Source organism: Rhizobium sp. CB3171 (assembly GCF_029714265.1).
In the GTDB taxonomy this organism is placed as follows: Bacteria; Pseudomonadota; Alphaproteobacteria; order Rhizobiales; family Rhizobiaceae; genus Rhizobium.
In genome coordinates this window covers 1,459,661-1,484,637 of the sequence record NZ_CP121653.1, presented here as the reverse complement: position 1 = coordinate 1,484,637, position 24,977 = coordinate 1,459,661, and the positions used below count along the sequence as shown (strand labels likewise).

General features: G+C 60.6%; 23 protein-coding genes. 16 read left to right on the top strand and 7 right to left on the bottom strand.

Going from position 1 to position 24,977, the window contains the following annotated elements:
* Positions 1-2: 2 nt before the first annotated feature.
* Positions 3-1,355 carry a nodulation protein NfeD gene (locus tag QA648_RS26205; protein ID WP_283051570.1) on the bottom strand — a complete coding sequence of 451 codons (1,353 nt, stop codon included), beginning with the start codon at positions 1,353-1,355 and terminating at the stop codon, positions 3-5.
* Positions 1,356-2,021: 666 nt separating this feature from the next.
* On the opposite strand from QA648_RS26205, the gene QA648_RS26200 reads away from it, so the two are divergent.
* On the top strand, positions 2,022-3,080 hold the full coding sequence (locus QA648_RS26200) for a maleylacetate reductase (protein ID WP_283051568.1): 1,059 nt from the start codon (positions 2,022-2,024) through the stop codon (positions 3,078-3,080).
* 74 nt (positions 3,081-3,154) lie between these two features.
* The gene (locus QA648_RS26195; RefSeq protein ID WP_283051567.1) at positions 3,155-4,048 is read left to right on the top strand and encodes an intradiol ring-cleavage dioxygenase; all 894 of its coding nucleotides are present in this window, start codon (positions 3,155-3,157) and stop codon (positions 4,046-4,048) included.
* Here QA648_RS26195 and QA648_RS26190 read toward each other — a convergent pair whose 3' ends face one another.
* The gene (locus QA648_RS26190; RefSeq protein WP_283051564.1) at positions 4,049-5,365 is read right to left on the bottom strand and encodes an MFS transporter; all 1,317 of its coding nucleotides are present in this window, start codon (positions 5,363-5,365) and stop codon (positions 4,049-4,051) included.
* Between the two features lie 251 nt (positions 5,366-5,616).
* On the opposite strand from QA648_RS26190, the gene QA648_RS26185 reads away from it, so the two are divergent.
* From QA648_RS26185 to QA648_RS26175, 3 genes are all read left to right on the top strand, one after another.
* Positions 5,617-5,922, top strand: coding sequence for an antibiotic biosynthesis monooxygenase family protein (locus QA648_RS26185; protein ID WP_283051562.1), 306 nt, complete (start codon positions 5,617-5,619; stop codon positions 5,920-5,922).
* A 52-nt stretch (positions 5,923-5,974) separates the two neighbouring features.
* Positions 5,975-6,289, top strand: coding sequence for an EthD family reductase (locus tag QA648_RS26180; protein ID WP_104826465.1), 315 nt, complete (start codon positions 5,975-5,977; stop codon positions 6,287-6,289).
* 193 nt (positions 6,290-6,482) lie between these two features.
* Positions 6,483-7,340: a sigma-70 family RNA polymerase sigma factor gene (locus QA648_RS26175; RefSeq protein ID WP_260304919.1), complete on the top strand. Its 858-nt coding sequence runs from the start codon at positions 6,483-6,485 to the stop codon at positions 7,338-7,340.
* Between the two features lie 33 nt (positions 7,341-7,373).
* On the opposite strand, the gene QA648_RS26170 is transcribed toward QA648_RS26175, so the two are convergent.
* The 3 genes from QA648_RS26170 to QA648_RS26160 form a co-directional block, all read right to left on the bottom strand.
* The gene (locus tag QA648_RS26170; protein WP_104826467.1) at positions 7,374-8,417 is read right to left on the bottom strand and encodes a GH25 family lysozyme; all 1,044 of its coding nucleotides are present in this window, start codon (positions 8,415-8,417) and stop codon (positions 7,374-7,376) included.
* Between the two features lie 156 nt (positions 8,418-8,573).
* Positions 8,574-8,897 carry a hypothetical protein gene (locus QA648_RS26165; RefSeq protein ID WP_283051559.1) on the bottom strand — a complete coding sequence of 108 codons (324 nt, stop codon included), beginning with the start codon at positions 8,895-8,897 and terminating at the stop codon, positions 8,574-8,576.
* Positions 8,875-9,648, bottom strand: coding sequence for a thioredoxin family protein (locus QA648_RS26160; RefSeq protein WP_104826468.1), 774 nt, complete (start codon positions 9,646-9,648; stop codon positions 8,875-8,877). The genes QA648_RS26165 and QA648_RS26160 overlap by 23 nt, the downstream gene beginning before the upstream one ends.
* Before the next feature lie 122 nt (positions 9,649-9,770).
* Here QA648_RS26160 and QA648_RS26155 point away from each other — a divergent pair, with 122 nt between their 5' ends.
* From QA648_RS26155 to QA648_RS26120, 8 genes are all read left to right on the top strand, one after another.
* The gene (locus QA648_RS26155) at positions 9,771-10,991 is read left to right on the top strand and encodes a helix-turn-helix domain-containing protein (RefSeq protein WP_283051558.1); all 1,221 of its coding nucleotides are present in this window, start codon (positions 9,771-9,773) and stop codon (positions 10,989-10,991) included.
* A 9-nt stretch (positions 10,992-11,000) separates the two neighbouring features.
* Entirely contained in the window at positions 11,001-11,657 is a 657-nt protein-coding gene (locus tag QA648_RS26150; RefSeq protein WP_283051556.1) for a PQQ-binding-like beta-propeller repeat protein, read from the top strand.
* A 428-nt stretch (positions 11,658-12,085) separates the two neighbouring features.
* Positions 12,086-12,331 carry a helix-turn-helix transcriptional regulator gene (locus QA648_RS26145; RefSeq protein WP_104826471.1) on the top strand — a complete coding sequence of 82 codons (246 nt, stop codon included), beginning with the start codon at positions 12,086-12,088 and terminating at the stop codon, positions 12,329-12,331.
* A gap of 385 nt (positions 12,332-12,716) precedes the next feature.
* On the top strand, positions 12,717-14,243 hold the full coding sequence (locus tag QA648_RS26140; RefSeq protein ID WP_283051553.1) for an ABC transporter substrate-binding protein: 1,527 nt from the start codon (positions 12,717-12,719) through the stop codon (positions 14,241-14,243).
* A gap of 58 nt (positions 14,244-14,301) precedes the next feature.
* Positions 14,302-15,243 carry an ABC transporter permease gene (locus QA648_RS26135; protein WP_283051552.1) on the top strand — a complete coding sequence of 314 codons (942 nt, stop codon included), beginning with the start codon at positions 14,302-14,304 and terminating at the stop codon, positions 15,241-15,243.
* On the top strand, positions 15,243-16,112 hold the full coding sequence (locus QA648_RS26130; RefSeq protein ID WP_260304926.1) for an ABC transporter permease: 870 nt from the start codon (positions 15,243-15,245) through the stop codon (positions 16,110-16,112). The genes QA648_RS26135 and QA648_RS26130 overlap by 1 nt, the downstream gene beginning before the upstream one ends.
* A 3-nt stretch (positions 16,113-16,115) precedes the next feature.
* Entirely contained in the window at positions 16,116-17,318 is a 1,203-nt protein-coding gene (locus tag QA648_RS26125; protein ID WP_283051550.1) for an amidohydrolase/deacetylase family metallohydrolase, read from the top strand.
* Between the two features lie 42 nt (positions 17,319-17,360).
* Entirely contained in the window at positions 17,361-17,858 is a 498-nt protein-coding gene (locus QA648_RS26120) for a RidA family protein (RefSeq protein WP_260304928.1), read from the top strand.
* 15 nt (positions 17,859-17,873) lie between these two features.
* Here QA648_RS26120 and QA648_RS26115 read toward each other — a convergent pair whose 3' ends face one another.
* Positions 17,874-18,713, bottom strand: a complete 840-nt coding sequence (locus QA648_RS26115; RefSeq protein WP_283051548.1) for an IclR family transcriptional regulator — start codon at positions 18,711-18,713, stop codon at positions 17,874-17,876.
* Positions 18,714-18,822: 109 nt separating this feature from the next.
* Between QA648_RS26115 and QA648_RS26110 the strand changes: the two genes are divergently transcribed.
* The 3 genes from QA648_RS26110 (at position 18,823) to QA648_RS26100 (ending at position 22,918) form a co-directional block, all read left to right on the top strand.
* Complete coding sequence (locus tag QA648_RS26110) at positions 18,823-20,022, top strand: aminotransferase class V-fold PLP-dependent enzyme (protein WP_283051546.1); 1,200 nt, start codon at positions 18,823-18,825, stop codon at positions 20,020-20,022.
* A gap of 22 nt (positions 20,023-20,044) precedes the next feature.
* Complete coding sequence (locus tag QA648_RS26105) at positions 20,045-21,880, top strand: ABC transporter ATP-binding protein (RefSeq protein ID WP_283054273.1); 1,836 nt, start codon at positions 20,045-20,047, stop codon at positions 21,878-21,880.
* Positions 21,881-21,997: 117 nt separating this feature from the next.
* The gene (locus QA648_RS26100; RefSeq protein ID WP_283051544.1) at positions 21,998-22,918 is read left to right on the top strand and encodes an alpha/beta hydrolase; all 921 of its coding nucleotides are present in this window, start codon (positions 21,998-22,000) and stop codon (positions 22,916-22,918) included.
* On the opposite strand, the gene QA648_RS26095 is transcribed toward QA648_RS26100, so the two are convergent.
* Entirely contained in the window at positions 22,919-24,922 is a 2,004-nt protein-coding gene (locus tag QA648_RS26095) for a CocE/NonD family hydrolase (protein ID WP_283051542.1), read from the bottom strand.
* Positions 24,923-24,977: the final 55 nt, after the last annotated feature.

Sequence of the window (24,977 nt, the reverse complement as noted above, 5' to 3'; positions counted from 1 at the left end):
TTCTAAGTGCTGCGGATCACCTCGAGCGTCAGGCCGTTGCGGCCGGTCACTGTAACGGCGTCACCGGTGGCAAGTGGCTCCGAGGACACTGCCTTCCAGCGCTCGCCATGGGCGATGACGTAGCCTGCGGTGCCCGTCCAACTGTCGACTTTGCCCGGGATGCCGATCATCTGTTCCGTGCCGGTGCCGACTTTGCGCCAGCGGGAGAGGATCGCGAGGCGGGCGACGACGAGGCTGAATGCAAAGGCTGCGACGGCGATACCGCCTAGTACGCCCCAGGACACTTCAAAGCCTGGAATATCCGTATCGAACAGAATGGCCGCCCCGAGCACGAGTGCAATTCCACCGCCCATGCCAAGGGCGCCAAAGGAGGGCGAATGCGCTTCGGCAACGGTGAGGCCCACGCCCATGATGATCAATCCGACGCCGGCATAGCTCACCGGCAACAATGCCAGGGCGTAGAGACCGAGCAGCAGGCATATGCCGCCGATCGTGCCGGGGACAAATGTTCCAGGGGTGAGAAATTCGAAGATGATGCCGTAGATGCCGACCATCATCAGGATGAGCGCGATGTTAGGATCGGTAATCACGGAAAGAAGGCGTGTGCGCCAGTCCGGTTCGAATTCGCGAAGGGTAAGGCCGGCGGTATCGAGACGGATATCCGTCTGGCCAACACGAACCGTGCGTCCCTGCGACTGAGTTAAAAGGTCTTCGATGGTGTTCGCCGTGAAATCGACGACATGCTCGTGAACGGCGGCGGTTGAAGAAAGGCTCGCGGCCTCTCGCACGGCCCGTTCCGCCCAATCGACGTTGCGATTGCGCAGTTCAGCCAGCCCGCGAATATAGGCGACGGCATCGTTGATCGCTTTCGCTTCGCTGGCGCTGCGGGGGACTTGTCCCTGTGTGCTATCCGGCTTTTTCGGAGTGTCCTTATCGGGCTCCGTACCGCCAAAAGGGCTGCCGCCGATGGCGATCGGAGTGGCCGCGCCGATATTGGTGCCCGGCGCCATCGCCGCGATATGGCTTGCATAGAGAATATAGGTACCGGCGCTGGCGGCCCGGGCGCCACTTGGCGCCACGAATCCCGCCACAGGCACAGGCGAGGCAAGGATCGCCCTGATAATGTCTCGCATCGATGTGTCGAGACCGCCGGGCGTATCGATCTGCAGGACGACCAGGTTCGCGCCATCGGCGCTTGCACGTTGAAGGCCGCGCCGTATATAGTCCGATGTCGCCGGGCCGATGGCGCCGTTCACCTTGAGGACAATAGCAATGCGCTCTGCTCCGAATGTCGGTGAGGCGGTTAGGCCGAACGCTGATGCCAGAGCCAGCATCAAGGCGAGGATTGGCGGCATTCGTCGCCAAAGCTTCAAACACTGCGCTATCGTTCGCCGAGCATTCATTTTCATAAATATATGGCAGCGTCGTCAAACGGTAAGTGGAAACCGTCCCTGTCGATTTCCATTATTTTTAAAGGAGCTAAGGAGCTCAACGGATCCAGATGTCTCAGGCCACGAAGCCCGAATCCTGGGGCGGAACCAGCGACTTCCATAGGCGGCGCTCCGATGTTTGCCGCATGCCAACGTCCCTACGGTGCAAATGAGGCAAGCGAATGCTGTGGTTTCTTCCCAGCTTTGGGATTGCTGGAGCTTCGGCCCGGCGCAGTGCGTGGAGCACATTAAGAGAGTGAAGGCCCTCGAGCATTTCACTTTCCTCGCCCAGTTGCAGCACATGTATCTTATGAAACCCGTTTCGGGCGGGCTGGAGGCGGTAAGGCCTATTGGCCAATTGACGATCGGAGCTCCAGAACGTTTAGACACTCCATGTCCGAGTCATGCGCCTAATACCTAGATAGCTATTGCGAACGTTGACGGCAGCGACCAACCTCTCGGCGAGGATGCCATTTTCGGCGTGAAGCCGGAGTTGATCCGTGAATTCGAGCGCGTGAGCATCGGTGGCGCACCATCCTGGCGGCTCGAATTCACATTTGTCATGGCGTGCGCAAAACAGGGAGCCGAAGCATGAGTCGCAATTTCGTCTATAGCGGCAGTCCCGCCCATATCGTCTTCGGCGAAGGCAAAAGCGCGCTTGCCGGAGAGTGGGTGGAGAAGCTCGGATGCAGGCTCGCGCTCGTCCTCTCCACGCCCCAGCGGAAGGCGGATGCCGAGGCTTTGGCGGCGCGTCTCGGGCCACTTGCGGCGGGCGTTTTTGCCGGCGCTGTCATGCATACGCCTGTCGATGTCACCGAAAAGGCGATGGAGGTCGTGCGGCAGACCGGTTGCGATTGCGTCGTTTCACTTGGCGGCGGCTCCACGACCGGCCTCGGCAAGGCGATCGCTTTTCGCACCGACCAGCCGCAGATCGTCATCCCGACCACCTATGCCGGCTCCGAAGTGACCCCGATCCTCGGCCAGACCGAGGATGGACGGAAGACGACTGTGCGCCATGCAAGCATCCTACCGGAAGTCGTGATCTACGATCCGGTGCTCACCACCGGTCTGCCCGTCGGCATGAGCGTCACCAGCGGGCTGAATGCCATGGCGCATGCCATCGAGGCCCTGTATGCGCAGGACCGAAACCCGATTTCGACGCTGATGGCCGTCGAGGGCCTCCGGGCCTTCAAGACCGGCCTGCCGGCGATCATCGCATCGCCCGGGGATGTCGATAGACGGGCGGATGCGCTCTACGGCGCCTGGCTCTGCGGCACCGTGCTCGGCACGGTCGGAATGGCGCTGCATCACAAGATCTGCCACACGCTCGGCGGTACGTTCGACACGCCGCATGCCGAAACGCATGCGATCATGCTGCCGCATACGGCGGCGTACAACGCGGCCGCGGTGCCGGAGCTGCTGGCATCGGCCGCGACGATTTTCGGCGACTCGGTCGGCGGCGGGCTTTGGGATTTCGCTAGGGCTGTGGGCGCCCCGATGGCGCTGAGGGATCTGGGGCTCAGCGAAGCGGATCTCGATCGCGCCGCTCAGATCGCGACCGAGAACCCCTATTGGAACCCGCGGCCGATCGACCGGCAATCCATTCGCTGCCTGTTGCAGGATGCCTGGGAGGGCAGGCGACCGCAGTAACATCATGCTGACGATCCGGTCGCCGAGCTGCGCCGCGTCTTCGCATCGATTTTGGACCAATGAGGATGATGGACATGGATGCGCATGAAAAGGGATTCTTCACCGAAGAGAGTTCGGTCGAGGTCGTCACCGGCCGCAACCGCAATGCCAAGGACGAACGGCTGAAACAGGTGATGGAAGTCATCACCCGCAAAGTGCACGAGGCGGTGAAGGAGATCGAGCCGACACAGGAAGAATGGCTGCAGGCCATTCTGTTCCTCACCCGCACCGGTCAGATCTGCAATGAGTGGCGGCAGGAATTCATCCTGCTCTCCGATGTGCTTGGCGTCTCGATGCTGGTCGACGCGATCAACAACCGCAAGCCATCGGGCGCTTCGGAAAGCACTGTGCTGGGGCCATTCCATATCGATGGCGCGCCAGAGCTGGAGATGGGCGCCAACATCTGCCTCGATCAGAAGGGCGAGGACATGTTCATTTCCGGCCGTATCCTCGACACGGACGGCCGGCCGATCGAAAGCGCTGTTATCGATGTCTGGCAGGCCAATGATGAAGGTTTCTACGATGTCCAGCAGCAGGGCGTACAACCGGATTTCAATCTGCGCGGCGTTTTTCGCACTGGTGCCGACGGCCGTTACTGGTTCCGGGCGGTGAAGCCGAAATATTATCCGATCCCCGACGACGGTCCGGTCGGCCAGCTTCTCGGCCAGCTCGGCCGCCATCCCTACCGTCCGGCGCATCTGCACTACATCATCAAGGCCAGGGGTTTCGAGCCCCTGGTGACACACATCTTCGATCCGGATGATCCTTACATCAATTCCGATGCGGTCTTCGGCGTGAAGGAGAGCCTGCTTGCCCGGTTCAAGCGGACAAATGATCCTTCACGCGCAAAAGAATACGGCTTCCAAGGAGCTTTCTGGGATGTCGAGCACGATTTCGTGCTTGCGGCCAAATCACAGATGATGGGTTGATCAGATCTTCGGGGATGTTGCGGCCCCGATCTCTCTTTCTCTGGCGACCCGCTCTTTTCGCGATATCTGCTGTTCCACGACGAAGACGAGCAGGCCACCGATGGCCAGGCATCCGGCCAGGAAGAACATCGGGGCAATCGTGCTTCCCGTTGCGTCTTTGATCCATGGCACGACGTTCTGGGCAATGAAGCCGCCGAGATTGCCAACGGAGTTGATGGCCGCAAGGCCCGCCGCGGCGCCGGCGCCCCTCAGGAACCGTGACGGCAGGCTCCAGAAGACCGGCTGACCGGAAAAGATACCGGCGGCAGCGATGCACAGAAACGCGAGCTGCAGCGTATGGTCCGGGATTAGTGCGGAAAGCAGGAGCGACAGCGCTCCGACGAAGGCCGGGATGACGATATAGGGCGTCTTCGATTTCGCCTTTGCCGCCATGGCGGGAACGACATAGAGGCTGATTGCGACTAGGATCCATGGAATGATGTTCAGGAAACCGTTCTCGGTGTTGCCGACGCCGAAGCTTTTCACGATCGTCGGCAGCCAGTAGCTGAGGCCATAGGCTGCAAGCGGAAAGGCGATATAGCAGAGCGCCATCAGCAGCACGCGCGGATCGACGAGGGCTTTGAAGCCGTTATCAGCGTTCTTGTCCATGCCGGCATTTTCCGAGGTAAGCTTATCCTGCAGCCAGCGCTTCTCCTGGTCGGTGAGAAAGTGCGCCTGCTCCGGCCGGTCCGCCAGATAGAATATCGTCACCACGCCCAAGATGATGGCCGGAATACCAGTCGCGATGAACACCCACTGCCAGCCAGCGATATCGTAGAGCCCGTCGAGATCGAGCAGCATACCGCCGAGCGGCGCGCCGACGGCGTTGGCGAATGCGCTGAAGATCATGAACAGCCCGACCATCGTGCCGCGATAGGCGGACGGAAACCAGAGCGTGAGAAGATAGAGAACGCCGGGGAAGAAGCCTGCCTCGCAAGCGCCGAGAAGGAAGCGCAGGATGTAGAACATCGTCGCATTCTGCGTATAGGCGAGCAGCGTCGTCACGATGCCCCAGGAGATCAGAATTCTGGCGAACCATCTGCTGGCGCCAAATCGTTCCAGCATCAGATTGCTCGGCACTTCGAAGATGAAGTAACCGATGAAAAACAGAGATGCGCCAAGGCCATAGGCATACTCGCTCATCCCAAGCGCATCGACCATCTGCAGCTTGGCGAAACTGACATTCTGCCGGTCGATATAGGCGACCAGATACAGGAGCCCCAAAAAGGGCATCAGACGCCAAGTGATTTTAGAGACGAGCTGTTTTTCGTCGACCATGGCTGTTTCTCCTAAAATTTCATGGGATTTCTTGAGCGCTCGAGGATGAGCGGACTGATTATTTCGCCTTTTAGATGTAGCGGCAGGAGGGTGTGGCAATACGCGGTCGACAAGTTCGTTGCGGATGGCAGCATCCGATTGTCGGTCGAACCACGTCTGCGGTGCTGATTTTCTTAAAAATCTTTTTCGCTGCGATCCGTTTCCATCCTCGGAGTCGTCTTTGCTGTGTCCGAAACAGAAGGAGACAGGGCATGTCCAACGAGTCCGTTACTTTGATCAATCTGCTGAAGGTCAAACCTGGGCAGCAGGAGGCGCTGATCGCGCTCTTGAAGCAGAACATCGACACAGTGATCCGCACGCTCCATGGCTGGAAGACGACCCGGCTGATCGCGGCAAAGGACGGCGCCAGTGTCGTCATCTATTCCGAGTGGGAGACCTCCGCCGCCGTCGAGGCGATGCGCAGCGATCCGCGCATGCAAGCCTATTTTCCAAAGATTGCTGAGTTGGCGAGCTTGGACTCCACGGTAGGCTCGGTGGTTTTGAGCGAAAGCCGATAAGGATGAGTGCACAAGTAAATTTGCGTTAAACAAATAACTAAGGAGAACTGCAATGGCTCGGATGGTCGTTATTTACCCGACACCGAAGAACATCGAGGAATTTGACCGGCATTACTTTGAAGTCCACGTGCCCCTCGCCAAGAAAATTCCGGGTCTCAGGAAATACGAGGTCAGCGACGGACCCATCGCAACGGTGGTTGGAGGCTCCACGATTCATCGGATCGGAACGCTGTATTTCGACGACCTCGCGGCGATCGAAAGGGCATTTGCCAGCCCGGAGGGACAGGCGACCAGGGCGGACCGCCAGCTTTTTGCGCCTGATGACTCGGGCGTTCAAATGTTCCTTTTCGACAACCGGGAAGTTTGAGCCCATCCCCCTCGTCCCGCGGGCGAGGGGAAACGATGGTGGCCGCTTATACAGGTCGTGAAGATCGCAAATCAGGCAAAAAGGACTGAGCGATGCCAGCAACCAAAGTAATTTTGGTCCTCATCCGCAATGGTTGGCACAACCGTTCGGCGTGGGATAGAGTTGCGCGCGGAAGCGCCGTAGGTTTCGACACATGAGCACCGACGAATTCGAAGATCGTTTGAGAGCGCTGCGGCCACGCCTTCATCGCTACTGCGCGCGCATGACAGGGTCGGCGGTCAACGGCGAGGATGTATTGCAGGATGCCCTCGTCAAGGCTCTTCACGCGCGGGCCCAGGGCGCCGAGGTGGATAATCTCGAGGGCTGGCTGTTTCGCATCGCCCACAATGCGAGCCTCGATTTCCTGCGCGACAGGTCCCGCAAGACGGTCGTTGCGCTCACCGAAGACATGGAAGCGGCGCCCATACCTGAGGCCGACATCGTAGCGATCAGCTTCCAGACGTTTCTACGGCTGCCTGAGCTTCAGCGCTGCGCGGTGATCCTCAAGGATGTCCTCGGTCATTCGGTCGAGGAGATAGCTGGCATTGCCGAGTGTTCTCCGGCCGCCGCCAAATCGGCGCTCCAACGCGGGCGAGCGGCGTTACGGCAACTCGCACAAGAGCCCGAAGACCTCCGATTGCCGCTGATATCCGACCCGGATCGGCGGAAGATCACCGCTTACGTCGATCTGTTTCGCAGTGGCGATTTCGACGCGATCCGCGCCATGCTCGCCGACGACGTGAAGCTGGATCTGGTGAACCGGCTCCGGCTGGAAGGCCGCGACAAGATTGGCATCTATTTCACGCGCTATGCGGAAGAGACGAGATGGCGCTTCGCCCTCGGCGCCATTGAAGGACAGCCGGCCATGCTGGTCTTTGACAGCACTGGCCCGATGGACAGACCCGCGCATTTTGTCCTGGTCGGCTGGTCGGAAAACCGGATCATCGAGATCCGCGATTTCTTGTTCGCGCCCTATGTGCTCGAGGCCGTAGATTGGGTGCGACTAGGCTGAAAGCTTATGGTCGAGTCCTGATCCGCCCTCGGCTCAATTCGACCGCGATGCCAACCAGCTATGCCATTCTTCCTCGCTGCCGTGGAAAGCATTGAGGTCAATCCGCCCTTCGACCCCATGCGTCAGGCCGGAACCGGAATATTGCCAGAAGAGCCATTTGCGTCCCGGATAGACCTGGGAGGGATGTGCGGCCACCGAGCGCAGCCAGAAGGGATAGTCGGTGAATTCGCCCCTCAAGTTGTCGCGGTAGAAATCCGGCGCGGTATAGATGATCGGGCGTTGGCCGTAATACCGCTCCAGCTTATCCATAAAAACCTGCATTTTTTCCAGAACGTGCTCGCGTGAGGGTTTTCTCCTGCAGCTCGACTCGCCATTCCACTCGACGTCTATGACCGGCGGCAGAGCGCCGGCCTCCCTCGGTACGTTGCGGATGAACCAATCGGCTTGCTCGCCGGCAGTCCGGCACCAGTAGAAGAAGTGATAGGCACCCCGTTTCAGCCCTGCTTCCTTGGCTCTGCGCCAGTTCTTCTTGAACATGGGATCGAGATGATCGCCGCCGTCGGTCGCCTTCAAATAGACGAAGTTCGCACCCTGCGCCTGCAACTTCTCCCAATCGATATCACCCTGCCAGCGTGAAACGTCGACGCCGTGCACGGCGAGTTTTCTGGGTGAGGAACTGCCGAAGTTGATGGGCTTGGCGTCCCGGAAGCGACGGCTGTAGATTTGCATTCGCGTTTGCGGCGCGGCGCTGATCGCTGGGTTCACCGGCATGAGCAGAGCGACCGGTTTTTCCGCGGGAACGGGCACGCCGTCGGTCTTGGCTGTTGGCACGAACGCCTGCGGCTCCGGAGGTGTTTCCGTCCATGTCAGCGCTTGCCGTTGCTGCTGCTGTTTGACCACTTGCGGAGCGGTGCTGCCGACCTCAGCGGTCGGCACAGGTCCGCTCGAGCGGGTGATGGAATTGGTCGTCTCCTGCGACGGTGGCGCGACCGGGATGTCTTCCGGACCGGAGCTGGCGGCGCATGCCGACAAGATCAAGGAGGTGAGAAAGATTGCTGACACAGCCGCTAGACGCATATGAACCCGCACGCAAAACAACAGTCGACGGCAGAATCCATGTAGTCGGACACCCGCCGACATGAATTGCTAATGGAGAATTACCAAAAAAGATTGAATCCAATCTTTACGGGTCAATAATCGGGTTTCGTGGTGTTTGGTCTGGTGCACGCCGGATCAGGGCCGGCGTGCACCGTTTTGTTGGCGGGACAGAAGCCTCAGCCAAGGCGTCAAATGGAAGACGCTCATGAGCAAATACATCGAGACCATTCCGCCAAGTGGTAAAGCCCCCGACATGGCCGAGCAGATCATATCCTGATCGCCGACAGCGGCGGTCAGCAGCGCCATGATCGCGAATGTCGGCGCCGCGGCGAGGGACAGCCAGTGAGAGATGCCAACGGCGACAGCCTCACCGGCAGACCCGCCGGCGGCGAGAAAGCCGTCTTTCGAAGGGGTGGGTTCACTAAACATCGACACGTCAGCTCCGGCCGTACTGGTCATGATGGCGCCACCAGATCCCATTCTCGTTGCGTCCCTTGGGGGCACGATCGAGCCACTGGTACATGCCCCAGAGGCCATCCAGCCCGCGCGCATAGCTGGAATAGGTGTGGTAGACGACGCCGTCATCGAGCGCGAAGGCGCTGAGGCCCGGCCTTTCGCGCGTAAATGTGGCAGCGTCGGTTCCGGTCATGGCCGCCATTTGCGAGACCGGTTTCTCGCTGCCGCGCTCCTGCCGAGGTTGAGGTGAAGGCGCCTCGCGTCTGAAATTATATTCAATGCCGCCCTCGCGCTGCTGGTCCTCGGTGAAGCAGACGCTGAAATCGCCATTGAAATCGCTGCCGAACGAGGACGCCCAGGGGAAGGTCCACCCCATTCGCTGCTTGAATGCCTGCAGCTTTGCAAGTGGTGCGCGCGATATCGCCGAGAAGGCGACATCGTGGTTTTCGAGATGGACGACGAAGCCGTTGAATCCATCCGCGATCGAAGAGCAGGATGGGCAGCCGGCCGTATAGTCGGGACCGAACATGAAGTGGTAGACGAGGAGCTGCGAGCGTCCCTTAAAGAGATCGGCGAGCGAGGCTCTGCCATTCTCCGTCTCGAAACGATAGTCCTTTTCGATCCGTACCCAGGGGAGGGCTTGCCGACGCAGCGCCAATTCGTCGCTTCGCCGCGTCAGCTCCTTCTCCTCCGCGAGCAGGTCCAACCGTGCAGCCAGCCATTCTTTGCGTGTCGCTGTCATATGTGCGGTCATCATTTTTCTCCCTTGGCTATCTGCCGCCGTATCATTCAAGATGCGACGTGCTGTTTGGTGGTCGTCCGTAAACTACGCCCGGCTATCGAGAGGATGGGAGTTACAAGTTTGACGGGATTTCGATGGACTCGATGATCACCGCTGCGGCCTATGCGCTTGCGGCGGGCGATCCTCTCGGCGCGTTGAAGCGGGTTGCCCTGCGCGATGATGCGCCGGCGCTAGCGCTGAGGGGCATCGCGATGGCGCAACTCGGTGATCTCGGCCGTGCAAAGGTGCTCCTCAAGAGTGCTACGCGCGCCTTCGGGCCAAAGGAGGGGATGGCCCGCGCCCGGTGTGTCGTCGCCGAAGCGGAGATCGCGCTCGTCTCGCGCGACCTTACTTGGCCCGCCAGGGCGCTTGCCGCGGCGCGGGCGACCCTCGAGGCACATGGCGACCGCGTGAATGCCGCCCATGCCCGCAATCTCGAAGTCCGGCGCCTGCTGTTGATCGGCCATCTCGATGAGGCCGAGCGCGTGCTCGCCGAACTTGACCCGACACCGCTTCCTCCCGCCTCGAGGGCGGCTTACGAGCTGGTCGTTGCCGGCATCGCCATTCGCCGCCTGCAGACGAAGGCAGCGCGTGCAGCACTTACGCGGGCAGGGCAGGCCGCAAGTGCAGCGGATATTCCTGCGCTGACGGCGGAGGTCGAAAGCGCCTCCCTCGTCCTGCACACTGCCGCGGCGCGCCTGATGCTGCGTGGCGAGGAGCGCCCGCTCCTGCTTGAAGAGGTGGAAACGCTTCTGGAGTCGGGGACGCTGGTGGTGGACGCATGTCGTAACGTCGTCCGGAATGCAGGGGCGGTGGTTTCGCTTGCGACGCGCCCGGTCTTGTTCGCGCTTGCACGCGCGTTGGGCGAAGCCTGGCCCGCAGATGTGCCGAGGAGCACACTTCTCACCCGCGCCTTTCGGGCCAAACATGCCGATGAATCGCATCGCGCTCGGCTGCGTGTCGAAATAGGGCGGCTTCGCGCCGAGCTTCGGACGCTGGCGGATGTTCGGGCTACGAAACGTGGCTTTACATTGGCGCCGCGCCGCGCCAGCGAAGTCGCCGTGCTGGCGCCGCCCGTCGAAGAGCAGCATGCGGCGCTGCTCGCCTTTCTTGCCGACGGCGAGTCCTGGTCGAGCTCCGCGCTGGCGATTGCGCTTGGAGCGAGCCCGCGCACGGTGCAGCGGGCGCTCGAACAGCTTGCGGAAGCAGGTAAGGTACAGTCGCTAGGTCTTGGGAGGGCACGCCGCTGGATGACCCCGCCCGTGCTCGGATTCCCGACAATCTTGTTATTCCCCGGTCCTCTGCCGAACGAATAGGATGACAGCATGAAACGATCTCAAGCCGAAATTCTTCGTGAATATGGACCTTTTCCCGGTGCCGACCGCGTGAACGGCGTTACCTTCGACGGCCAGCACGTCTGGTTTGCCTCCGGAGACCGGTTGAACGCCTTCGATCCGGCAAAGGGGGAGGAGGTGCTGCATTCGATCGAAGTCGCCTCTCATGCGGGAACGGCCTTCGACGGTCAGCATCTGTTTCAGATCGCCGAGAATATCATCCAGAAAATCGATCCGAAGACCGGTCGCGTGCTCGCCACGATCCCGGCGCCTGGCCATGGCGGCGACTCCGGGCTCGCATGGGCCGAGGGGACGCTCTGGGTTGGGCAGCATCGCGGCCGGAAGATCCATCAAATCGATCCGCAAACGGGGGCGATCCTCCGCACCATCGAGTCCAACCGCGTCGTAACCGGGGTCACCTGGGTCGACGGCGAACTCTGGCACGGCACCTGGGAAGGTGACGAGAGTGATGTGAGGCGGATCGATCCCGAAACGGGAAAGGTCCTGGAAAGGCTCGACATGCCGGCTGGAGTGGGTGTGTCGGGACTGGAGTCCGATGGCGGAGATCAGTTCTTCTGCGGCGGAGGCGGCAGCGGTAAGGTGAGAGCTGTCCGCCGGCCAAGCCGCGCGCCCAAGGCCAAAGGCTAGCGGCCCTCAAAACTGTTTAGCGAATGCCGAGCGGATGTTTCGCGTCAGGCGAATCGAAGGTGGATGTCGTTCGAAAAGGCAAGCCATCCGGGCGGCTTTGCGCATCAATTGGTTTTCCCGTCCCTCCATATTCACAGATTTTCCGGGAACGAGAAGCCGGCGCCGACTTCTCCATTGCCGTTACTGCGCGCTCTATGAGCGGTGAAAAATCCGTTAACTATCCGTTGCTTGGTCATCGTTCGTCAGATGTCGTCCATGGACGCATGACCAGCGTCTGCGCGTGGCCATAGGCTCGACCGGCGCTGCGCGACGATTTTTGCTTGTTCATATTACATTGCTGAAATAAAAGGTTATCGGCGCGTTAACAGGCGCCTGTCCCAAGACTCAAAAAAGACTTCGCAAGAATCTATGTAGAGAAGGAGACGATAATGTCCATTTCACTCAATAATTTCAATGAGGTTCCACCGCAAGCCGTGCATGCGGACGATGTCGCGGCGCGTGTGAAGGCAGCCCGTGAAACCGTGGGCTACAGCATTGAAGATCTGGCGGTGACCTGTGGTCTCGCCAATGAGGAAATCATAGGCATCGAAGATGGCGCAGATATTGATCCGGCTAAACTGAAGCGGATCGCCAATGCACTTCAGCTTCCGCCGTCAGCGTTCCTGGCGGTTTAATTTTGAAAGAATCTGGTCGGCCTTGCCCCCCAGCAAGAGCCGACCAGCGGGGGCACTAATATTCCCATTGGCGAGCACTCCGGTGGTGACGTGTTCCCCCATAGCATATTGCTCTTCTTTATCTCTTACGTTTGATGGCTTTCGCCTCCGCCGCATGGCCGAGGTTCGTAGCGTCTCCGCGCCTTGGGTTTTCCAACATAGATGATGCTGTCGAGATCGCGGTGATGACGAGCACCGATCGATGTCGGCGTCACTCGCTCCCGGCCACGGCTCCAATCACGCATTCCAATGTTCCGGGCTATATTGACATCACCTGTCTCACCGCTATCATTCCATTATAAAATTTAATGTTCCGTAATAACGGAATAAACAAGGGGATGATATCGTGCGAAGCAAATTTGCCTTTCTGCTGGGAGCAGCTCTTCTCATCATGCCATCGGCGCTTCTGGCGCAAGAAAAGGGCGGCGTGATCAATGTCGCGACAATTGGTGAGCCGCCGACATTGGATCCGATGGTTTCGACGGCCGATCTGGTCGGCATCGTTTCGCAGCATATTTTCGAAACGCTTTTTACCTTCGACAAGAATTGGAAGGTAACGCCGCTTCTGGCCGAGAGCATGCCCGACATCAGCGCTGACGGCAAAACCTATACGATCAAGCTTCGCACCGGCATCAAGTTCCACGACAATAGCGAGATGACATCGGAAGATGTCGTTGCCTCGCTCAATCGCTGGACCAAGATCGCCTCACGCGGCAAGCAGACTGCGGCTATGATCGACAGCATCTCGGCGGTCGATCCCTCGACGGTCAAGATCGTGTTGAAGCAACCCTATGCGCCGCTTCTCTCCCTGCTCGCCTTCAACAATTCGGCCGCGATCATCATTCCGGCCAAGCATCAAGAAGACCCGATGACCACCTTCATCGGCACCGGTCCCTATATGCTGAAAGAGCGCAAGGCTGACCAATATATTCAGTTGGTGCGCTTCGATGGTTATAAGTCCCGCAGCGGCGAGGCCGATGGTTATGGCGGCGCCCGGCATCAATATCTTGATGAAATCCGTTTCGTCCCCGTTCCCGACGCCAATACCCGCGTCGAGGCGGCAGTTGCCGGCCAATATGATTATGTCGATTCACTGCCGGTCGAATCTTTCGACCGCGTGAAGGGCTCGGCGGCGTCCCAGCCGGTCATGCTGAAACCCTTCGGCTATCCGGTCTTCGTCTTCAACACAGCGAACGGCATCACCAAGAATATAGAGATCCGTAAAGCGGTACGCACAGCGCTCAGCATGGAGGACATGCTGGCCGCTGCCTTCGGCAGCACTGATTTCTATGCGCTCGATGCCGCATTTTATCCAAAGTCCTACGCCTGGAACACGGATGCCGGCACAAGCGGCGCCTATAACGTCGCCGATCCCGAGGCCGCCGGCGCTCTGCTGAAGAAGGCGGGCTATAATGGCGAGCCGCTGCGTATCCTCACCAGCCGTCAATACGAATTCCATTACAAGATGGCGCAGGTTGCCGCCGAATATCTGAAGCAGGCCGGCTTCAAGGTCGATTTGCAGGTTGTCGATTGGGCGACGCTAACGCAGCGCCGTGCCGATCCAAAACTGTGGGACATCTATATCTCCCACAGCCCCTTCCTGCCCGAGCCGGCTTTGATGGGGCAGATGTCGACGAGCGCGCCCGGCTGGTGGGACACCCCGGCCCGAAAGGTCGCGGTCGATGCTTTCAATTCCGCCGTTGATCCCGACAAGCGCGTAGCGCTGTGGGCTGATGTCCAAAAGGTGATGTACGACGAAGTACCGCTGATCAAGATCGGCGACTTCAATGCCCTGGCCGCCAAATCGCAGAAGCTCGAAGGGGTCGAGGCGGCGCCCTGGCCGTATTTCTGGAACGCGTCGGTCAAGAAGTAGCAGCCCATAGGCTCGTCATTCCGGCCGCGATGGAAGCGGCCGGAGGATCGGACAAGACATGATACGCTATATCCTCCAGCGCCTTTTCGGCATGATCGTCGTGATGTTCCTCGTGGTCACGATCGTCTTCGTGATCGTGCGCGTCACTCCTGGCGATCCGGCTGCCGTCATGCTCGGTCCGGATGCGACGGCGCAGGACATTGCGAGCCTCAGAACGAGGCTCGGCCTCGATCAGCCGCTAGCCCTGCAATACCTCTATTACTTCGGTCAGCTTCTGCGGGGCGATCTCGGTCAGTCGATCTTTCTGAACGAGCCGGTGACCTCGGCGCTGGTCGAGCGCGCCGAGCCCACCTTCTTTCTGACGGTGTTCTCGCTGGTCATCGCCAGCATCATCGCCCTGCCGATTGGCATCTATTCCGCCTATCGCCGCGGCTCGCTGTTTGATCAGGCTGCGACGGCGCTTGCCATGCTGGCGGCCAGTATTCCGAGTTTCTGGCTCGGCCTGATCCTCATTCAGTCCTTCGCCGTTCGCCACGGTATCTTTCCCGTCTCCGGATATGGCGGACCGGGTTCGTCATTCGTGGACCGGATGTATCACCTGGCACTGCCCTCGATCGTGCTCGGCGTCGTCTCCTCGGCGCTGATCCTGCGCTTCACCCGCGCCTCGATGCTGGATGTGCTCGGTGACGACTATATCCGCACCGCCCGCGCCAAGGGGCTTATCGAGCGCAAGGTCATCCTGAAGCATGCGCTGAAAAACGCGCTGATCCCGATCCTCACCGTCATCGGGTTGACCGCGGCGGTGCTCATTTCCGGCGCGGTGGTGACCGAGACCATCTTCAGCCTGCCGGGCATTGGTAATCTCGTGGTGTCGGCCGTGCTCCGACGCGACTACCCGGTGATCCAGGGCGCACTGCTCGTCATTGCCGGGCTTTACGTCCTGATCAATTTTGCGATCGACATGCTCTATCTGCTGGTTGATCCGAGGGTGCGCTATTGATGGCCGCGATTTCAGACACAAGCGCCGGCGCCGAGCGCCGCAAATTCGCCAGACGTCTCTTCAAGCGCAAAACCGTCGTCTTCGGTGTCGCCGTGCTGACGATATTCGTGCTGCTCGCCGTCTTCGCGCCGTTGATTGCGCCCTATGCGCCAGGCAAGCTGTCTATCGTAAACCGGCTGAAGCCGCCAAGCTTCATCCACCTCTTCGGAACCGATGAGTTCGGCCGCGATGTCTTCACCCGCACCATCTATGCCGGCCGTCTGTCATTGCTGGTCGGTGGCGCGGTCGTCGCGCTGGCAGCTGTCATCGGCGTTACGCTCGGCCTCCTCGCCGGCTTTTTCAAGCAATTGGATACGCCGATCGCCCGGCTGGTCGATGCGATGATGGCATTTCCCGATATCCTGCTGGCGATCGCGCTGGTCGCTGCCCTGGGGCCGTCGCTGACGACGGTCATCATCGCGCTCAGCATCGTCTATGCGCCGCGGCTGGCGCGTATCGTCCGCGCCTCGACGCTGGTCATCCGCGAACTGCCCTATGTGGAGGCGGCGCGCGCGCTCGGCGTCTCGACCCTGCATATCATGACGCGACATGTGCTCAGAAACCTGCTGTCGCCGATCCTGGTGCAGGGCACCTTCCTGTTTGCCAACGCCATGCTCGCCGAAGCCGGCCTTTCCTTCCTCGGCCTTGGCGTGAGCCCGGATATTCCGACCTGGGGAACGATGATCGCCGCCGGCCGGCAATATCTCGATCAGGCCGATTGGATGACGCTCTTCCCGGGTTTTGCCATCATTCTCTCCGTTCTGTCGTTGCAGATGGTCGGCGACGGATTGCGCGACATTCTCGATCCCAGACTTCGAAAGGACTTGTAGCCCATGTCTTCCGGATATGAACCGAAGCGGCCATTGCTGATCGCCAACGTCAAGCCGATGGCTTTCGGGCAGGCGACGTCAGGCGGCGTCACTGACGTGCTGGTCGGCGCGGATGGGCGTATCGCCGAGGTTGGACCATCGCTTGCCGTCTCGGCCGATGTCGAAAGGATCGATGGCAAGGGTGCCTGGATGTCGCCGGGCTGGATCGACCTGCACGTCCATATATGGCATGGCGGGACCGACATTTCCCTCCGCCCATCGGAATGCGGCGTCGAACGCGGCGTGACGACCTTGGTTGACGCCGGCTCGGCGGGTGAAGCGAATTTCCATGGCTTCCGTGAATATATCATCGAGCCGGCGCGCGAACGCATCAAGGCGTTTCTCAATCTCGGTTCGATCGGTCTCGTCGCCTGCAATCGCGTCAGCGAATTGATAGACATCCGCTCGATCGATTTCGACCGCATGCTGCAGGTCTATGCCGACAACAGCGAGCATATTGTCGGCATCAAGGTGCGCGCGAGCCATGTGATTACTGGCTCCTGGGGCATCACGCCCGTCAAGCTCGGTAAGAAGATCGCCAAGATACTGAAGATCCCGATGATGGTGCATGTCGGCGAGCCGCCGGCGCTCTATGACGAGGTGCTGGAGATCCTCGGACCCGGCGATATCATTACGCATTGCTTCAACGGCAAGGCCGGCAGCAGCCTCATAGAGGACGAGGATCTCTTCAATCTCGCCGAGCGTTGCGCTGGTGAGGGCATCCGCCTCGATATCGGCCATGGCGGCGCGTCTTTCTCCTTCCGCGTCGCCGAGGCCGCCATCCAGCGCGGGCTTCTGCCGTTCTCGATCTCCACCGATCTGCATAACCGGTCGTTGAATTCCCCGGTCTGGGATCTCGCGACGACGATGTCGAAGCTGCTGTCGGTCGGCATGCCCTTTGAGAAGGTGATCGAAGCGGTCACGCATGCACCGGCCTCGGCCATCAAGCTGCCGCTTATCGATCGGCTCGCGGTCGGGGAGCGGGCCGAATTCACGATCTTCGACCTTGTGGAGTCCGATATCGAGGCGGTGGATTCGATGGGGGATGCCGCCGTGCTGAAACAGCTTTTCGAACCGCGATACGCAGTCATCGGCGCTGACGCCTTTGCCGCGAGCCGTTACATCCCGCGGGCGCGAAAAATGACGCCCCATGGCCACAGCCATTGATAGCTGAGTTCCGAATTTAATGATTGTACGACAGGAGTTTGCGTGAACCAGTCTTCCGCCACCGCCGAGAGCGCACAGGGTTCGCCCTATGAACGCCTCTCCACCCTCGGCATCGTGCTGCCGCCACCGCCGCCGCCGATAGCCAACTTCGTGACGCATGTTTGCGAAGGCAACATGCTCTATCTATCCGGCCAGGGTCCGCGCGAGGCCGACGGCACCCTGCATTTCGGCAAGGTCGGCGCCGAGGTCGGCATCGAGCAGGCCTACGCCGATGCGCGGCTGACCGGCATCAATCTTCTGGCCGTCATGCAGGATGCGCTCGGCGATCTCAAGCGCGTCAAGCGTGTGGTGAAGCTTTTGGGCATGGTCAACGCCACGCCCGATTTCGCCGATCATCCGAGCGTCATCAACGGCTGCTCCGACCTGTTCATCGAGGTTTTCGGAGCGGCCGGCCAACATGCCCGCTCCGCTGTCGGCTTCGGCTCATTGCCGGGCAATATCACCGTGGAGATCGAAGCGATCGTGGCTTTGCACGGCTGAGGAAGGGACAGGACGTCAATGGCCACGCCAACCCATCAATCTCTCGATCTTTTCCGCCGAGCTTCGAACCTGTGCGACGTAGTGACCTTCGTCGGAAAAGGCTTTCTGTTCCGGCAGAACGATGGAGATGGTGGCGACGCAGTGGCCATCGCGGTCGCATACGGGCGAAGCAATGCAGGCCACGGCATAGTCGGATTCTCCGGCCTGGATCGACAGACGGGCTTCCAGCGCTTTCGCCGCAGCCGTCGACAGCGTCACCGGGTCGACATCGGCGCGGCCGGTCGGAGAGGTGCGTGCACAGTGCCGGAAAAGCGCGATGCGCTCTTCCTCCGGCAGATGACCGACGAGCAGGCGGCCGGACGCCGTCCAGTTGAGCGGTACCCGCGTGCCGACGCGCGAGGCGACTTGGAAGTGGCTTGGACCATCGGCCATGGCGAGAACGAGCATATGGTCGCCGTCGCGGCCGCAGACCTGAACGGTTTCGCCGGCCTGCCGGCAGAGATCGTGCATTTCATGGGTGGCAACGCTCATGAAATCGAGCGATCGGGCATAGGCGAGGCCGTAGTGGTAAAGACGGGAGCCGAGCCAGATCGTGCCATCGGCATTGCGGCTAAGCAGGTTCTTCTCAACGAGGTCGTCGACGATAACGTAGACGGTCGAGAGCGGTGCGCCGATCGCCTTAGCGACCGCGTAGACACCGCAAGACGTGCCGGTTTCGTAGAGGTGATCGATGACCTGCAGCGCCCGGTCGATGCCGCTGACGCGCGAGCGCCGCGCTCCCTTGACGGCGGCAGCGTCGTTTTCATTGGCCGTCTCGCTCTCGGAGTAGCCGATGGGTGATGTCTTTGCGTCCAAAAACCGAACTCCCGTTCAAATCGGTGGTTTGTTACATAATTATGGCATAGCTGTCGATGGTCCGGTACTGCAAGCGCCGCCCCGCCAGCAAAAAAATCTGGAGGTTCCCATGCCGAATGAAGACATTCGTCCGTCCGTCGGACTTCGCCCCGTCATCAATGTCTCGGGCACGATGACGAGCCTCGGGGCATCGATCGTTGTTCCCCAAGCGATTGCGGCAATGGGCTCCATTCTGCCGCAGTTCGTGGAGATCAACGACCTGCAGCGCAAGGCGAGTGCGGTCATCGCGCGGCTGACCGGGGGCGAAGCGGGGTTCGTTACGGCCTCCTGCTCGGCAGGCATCAGCCTGGCGGTCGCCGCCGCCATCACCGGCAACGACCTCGCCGCGATCGAGCGTCTTCCCGACGTTCGCGGCGATAAGAACGAAGTCATCGTTCAGATGGGACATGTGGTGAGCTATGGCGCCCCGGTCGATCAGGCGGTGCGGCTTTCGGGTGGCAAGGTCGTGCTGATCGGCCAGGCGACCTCGACCTACCGGCATCATCTGGAAGGTGCGATCACGGAGAAGACGGCGGCCGCCCTTTATGTCGTTTCGCATCATGTCGTTGACTACGGGATGTTGAGCCTCAAGGAATTCTGCGAGATCGCCCATGCCAAGGGCGTGCCTGTCATCGTCGATGCGGCTTCCGAATATGATCTGCGCGTCTTCCTGGAGCAGGGCGCGGATCTTGTTCTTTATTCCGGCCACAAATTCCTGGGCGGCCCGACCTCGGGCATCGTCGCGGGACGCAAGGACATGGTGCGCAACACCTTCCTGCAGAACCTCGGCATTGGCCGTGGCATGAAGGTTGGCAAGGAAAGCATCTTCGGCGCCATGGCGGCGCTCGAAGCCTGGGAGACGCGCGACCATGCCGGCATACGCGAGCGCGAGACCGGCTATCTCCATCTCTGGCACGACCGCTTCGACGGCCGCCCCGGTGTCAAAGCCGTGATCGAATCCGACCCGACCAACAATCCGCTCGACCGCCTGCGTCTCACCATCGATCCGCGCGAGGCTCACATCACCGCCTGGGACCTGGCCGACGCCTTGGCCCGGGGAACCCCGCCGATTATCGTTCGCGACCACGAAGTCGAGCACAATTATTTCTACCTCGATCCCTGCAATCTGCATCCCGGCGAGGAGACAATCGTGGCCACTCGCATCGGCGAAGAACTCGACAAGGCGCAAGCCTCAAACGAGATCATCGCAACCTCACTCGAAGATCGCAGCCGCCGCCGTTTCGACGGCCTGTTGCGTTGGCCGGATTGAGACGGTGAGTAAGGGGACGATGATGGCCGGCAGCGACGCCCAGACTTCACAGCTCACCGAGCCAGTGCTCTCGGTGGAGGGAATGACGACCTCCTTCCTGGCAGAGGGGGCTTGGAAGCCGGTGGTGCGTGACGTGTCTTTCACCGTGGCGCCAGGTGAAACCGTGGCGATCGTCGGGGAATCCGGCTCCGGCAAAAGCGTCACGTCGCTGTCGATCATGCGGCTGCTGCAGCAGGACATGAGCCGGATCACCGGCCGCATCACGCTCGGCGGCAGGGATATTCTGGCGCTTTCGGAAGCGGAGATGCGCAAAGTCCGTGGCAAGGATGTCGCGATGATCTTCCAGGAGCCGATGACTAGCCTCAATCCGCTCTTCACCATCGGCGACCAGATTTCCGAGGCGCTGCTCTGCCACGGCGAGATGTCCAGTGCTGAAGCGAAGGCCGAGACGATCCGCCTTCTGGAGCGCGTGCGCATTCCATCGGCCGCCTCGCGCTTCGACGAATATCCGCACCGCTTCTCCGGCGGCATGCGCCAGCGCGTGATGATCGCCATGGCGCTCGCCTCGCGCCCGAGGCTGCTGATTGCCGACGAGCCGACCACGGCGCTCGACGTCACCATTCAGGGCCAGATCCTCGATCTCATCAAGATGCTGCAGGAAGAGCAGGGAACATCTGTTCTGTTCATCACCCACGACATGGGCGTGGTCGCTGAGATCGCCGACCGCACTATCGTCATGTATCGCGGCGAGCAGGTCGAGACGGGCGCGACCAGCGAGGTCTTCTTCCACGCCAAGCATCCCTACACGCGGGCGCTGCTTTCGGCTGTCCCCGTGCTCGGATCCATGAAGGGGCGCGAGCGACCTCTGCGGTTTCCGGTACTCAACAGCGAGACCGGTCAGGCTGAGCCATTGACGGAGGTGGCCGATACCGTCTCGGCGGCGCAGCGGCCGGTGCTGGAGGTGAAAAACCTCTGCAAACGGTTCGACATTCATTCCGGTCTTTTCGGGCGGCTACAGGGCAGGGTGCATGCCGTCGAAAACGTCTCCTTCGATCTGCAAGCCGGCGAGACGCTGTCGCTGGTCGGTGAATCCGGTTGCGGCAAGTCGACAACGGGCCGCGCCATCATGCGCTTGATCGAGCCGCAGAGCGGCTCGGTGCTTGTCGACGGCGAGGAGATGCTGGCTCTTGATCGCAAGGGTCTGCGCGATATGCGCCGCAAGGTGCAGATGATCTTCCAGGACCCCTTTGCCAGCCTCAATCCGCGCATGACGATCGGCGCCGCCGTCGCCGAACCCTATCTCGAACACAAGATGGGAACGGCGAAAGAGGCACGCGACAAGGTCGCCGACCTTCTGGTGAAGGTCGGGCTCTCGCCGGACATGGCGACGCGCTATCCGCATGAGTTTTCCGGCGGGCAGCGTCAGCGCATCTGCATCGCCCGCGCGCTCACCCTCGATCCCAAAGTGATCATCGCGGACGAGAGCGTTTCCGCCCTCGACGTTTCGATCAAGGCACAGGTCATCAACCTGCTGCTCGACCTGCAGCAAAGCCTGAACCTCGCCTTCCTGTTTATTTCGCATGACATGGCCGTTGTGGAGCGCGTCAGCCACCGCGTCGCGGTAATGTATCTCGGCGAAATCGTCGAGATCGGGCCGCGCCAGGCGGTGTTCGAGAACCCGCAGCACCCCTATACAAAGAAGCTGATGTCGGCGGTGCCCGTTCCCGATCCGGCTCGGCGGAGACTGAAGCATGGCATTGCCGCCGACGAGTTGAAAAGCCCGATCCGGCCTCCGGACCACAAGATGCAGCCGCTAAGATATGTGGAAATCTCGCCCGGCCATCAGGTTGCCCTCTGACGGCCGGAGCTTTTGTGCCCGTGTCGCCGTCGCAGCGTTGCAGGCCGTGCCTGGACATACTGTTTAGCCGCCGGTGATGTTATCGTTGCACGACGAGCCTTATCTTGAGGATATTCCATGGATTCTTCCCTGCAACCCCGACCGACAGAGGCGGGCATTCTGCAATTCATGGAGATCTGCGATTCCTTCTATCCGCCTGATGCGGTGACGGCGTCCATCGAGCAGCAGCGGCAGTGGTATGACGCACTTTGCAGCCGCTTCGATCGCCCGCTGCCTGACGGCATGCGCACGCAGGATGAGGCAGTGATGGGGAGAATCCCGGTCAGGCGTTATCAGCCGCAGACGATCCGAACCCCGGCATGCCTGCTCTACCTTCATGGCGGCGGCTTCGTGGTCGGTTCCCTGCAAAGCCACCATGCGATTTGCGCTGAGATCGCCGACCATGTCGGGGCCGAGCTGGTGTCGGTCGATTATCGCCTTGCGCCCGAGCATCGCTGGCCGGCGCAGACGGATGATTGTTTTCTTGTTCTCAAGCAGTTGCTTGCCGAAGGAAAGACCGTCCTGCTGATCGGCGATAGCGCCGGCGGTAATCTGGCGGCGGGGCTCGCCGTTCGAGCTAAGGGTGAGCGGCTCTCCGGCATTGTCGGGCAGATATTGATCTATCCGGCGCTCGGCGGGGATCTTGTTTCCGGTTCCTATGAGGAGATGGCGAATGCGCCGGGGCTGACGACCGCCGATGTCGGCTATTATCGCAGCGTGTTGCAGGCACCCGCCGGCGATCCGGTCGCCGAGCCTCTTGCCTCATCGTCATTCGCCGGCCTTCCACCAGCCTTCATAACGGTCGCGTATTTCGATCCGTTGCGGGACGATGGCCGCAATTATGCGGCAAGGCTTGCCGCGGCGGGTGTCGAGGTCTGGTTTCGCGAGGAGCCGCAGATGGTGCATGCCTGGCTGCGTGCCCGGCATATGAGCGATGGCGCGAGCGCCGGTTTTCGCGCCATATGCGAGGCAGTGAGCCGTTTTGCGGGATCGAACTGATCACATCAGATCGCGCGGAATTCGCTTTTCCTCGAAAATTTTTTCGAAAATTTGCGTATTGCCTTCAAAGGCGATGACGGACGCACGGATGATCCATTCGGCTGCCGTGCAAGAAATCGTCGCCGTCGCCACCGTGCGGACATACCATCCCGGCCGCCGCATGTCGCATGTCCAGATCGAGGTTCCACTCATCGACAGCGGATCGTCCGGCGCGATAGACCAGACCTCTTCGCGGAGCTGGCGCGTCGAAAGACCTGTGCCCGGATGTTCGAAGAGGCCGGTATCCTCCCGGATTTCATAGAGGGTCTTGTTGGCGGAGAGATCGCGCACGACCTGACGCTTCGTCGAGGCCGGGGCATGTTCGATATATTTCGGCAGCGGATCGGGATTGTCCGGCTGCTTGATGTCGATGGCTTCATGTTCGCCGAGCTTTGGCAGGCCGAAACCAATGGAGGCGATGTCGATCGTCAGACCCGGATTTTCCGGCGGCGGCAGGATCATTGGCCAGTATGCGGTGGAGAGCGAAAGAGCGATGCGGTGGCCTTTGCGGAAGCGATAACCGCAGGCATCCAGCGTTAGCCTGATGGTGGTGCGTTCGCCCTTCTTCAGGGGCTGGGGTTCGGCATTGCCCTCTCGATGAGCAAGATTGAGCACGCCGAAAGAGACGCGTGTCGCTGTGCCGTCCGGGTGGAGATCGATGAGCCTGGCGCAAAGATTGGCCGTTTCGGCATCGCAGCGTAGCGACAGAGTGACGACCGGACGGCCGAGATAGTCATGATCGACGGCCAGCGGCGTGGTCTGGAAGGTCAGCGAACCGGCGTCATCGAGGCGCTGGTCGATCGCCATTTCGGCATCCGGTTTCAGCGTGAAATATTCGCCCGAAGTCGTCCCCGTATCGAGGGGCGAGCGCAAATAGACGGCATGTTCCGGCGCATGCGGGATCGGCATGCCTTCCATCAGCGTGCCGAACTGTTCGACATAGAAGCATTGCATCTCCGGCTTTTGCCAATCCTGCTTGGCGATCCAGAAGCCGGGATCGAAATCGCGGCGCGGCGCAGGCTTCACTGCGTCGAGAATATAGGCGCGCACCTGCGGCACGCCCTCTACACCATTTTTGTCGCCGCGCAGCCAGCGGTTCCACCAGGCGATCGCCTCGCCGTGGAAATCGGCGCGGGGTTTCGGCCAGGCAAAATGCGGATATTTATGAACCCACGGACCGATCAGCGCTTTCGCCCTATCGCCGAGACCTTCGACGGCCATCAGCGGCGTGTTGCGATAGCCATCCGCCCAACCGGCAATGACAAGGGCGGGGATTTCGACATCGGCGAAATTCTCGCAGATCGAGCCGTGCCGCCAGAAATCGTCGCGGCGCTGATGCTGGAGCCATTCCTCCATGAAAAAGGGCTCATTCTCCAGGCGTTGCAGCCACATATCCCGCCAGCGATCGCCGACGATCTCCGGGTCGGGAGAGCGGGACTGATAACCGAGCATGGTCGCAGCCCAGGAGAGCTGCGCCGAGAGATGGCAGCCATTCTTGTAGTGGATATCGTCATTATAGCGGTCGACCGTGGAGGCGATCGATATCACTGCCTTGAGCGCGGGCGGGCGCAGCGCCGCGACCTGCAAGCTGTTAAACCCGCCCCAGGAAATGCCCATCATGCCGACGGAGCCGTTCGACCAGGGTTGTGCTGCGATCCAGGCGATCAGTTCGCAGGCATTGGCGAGTTCGAGCTCCGTATATTCGCCGTCGATAACGCCATCGGATTCGCCGGAGCCGCGAATATCGACGCGAACACCGGCGATGCCGGCTGCGGCAAACACCGGGTAAGTCGATTCATCGCGGGGGCTCGTTCCATCGCGTTTGCGGTAAGGCAGGAATTCGAACACGGCCGGCACCGGATCGCTTTCCGCACCGTCCGGCATCCAGATGCGCGCCGCAAGACGCGTGCCGTCCTTCAGCGTGATCCAATGGTTTTCGATCGTGGTAAAGCTGCGGTCGGTCATGGCAGGCTCATTCCGATATTGCTGGAGCGATGATTTTAAAGCCGCGGGGAGCGAA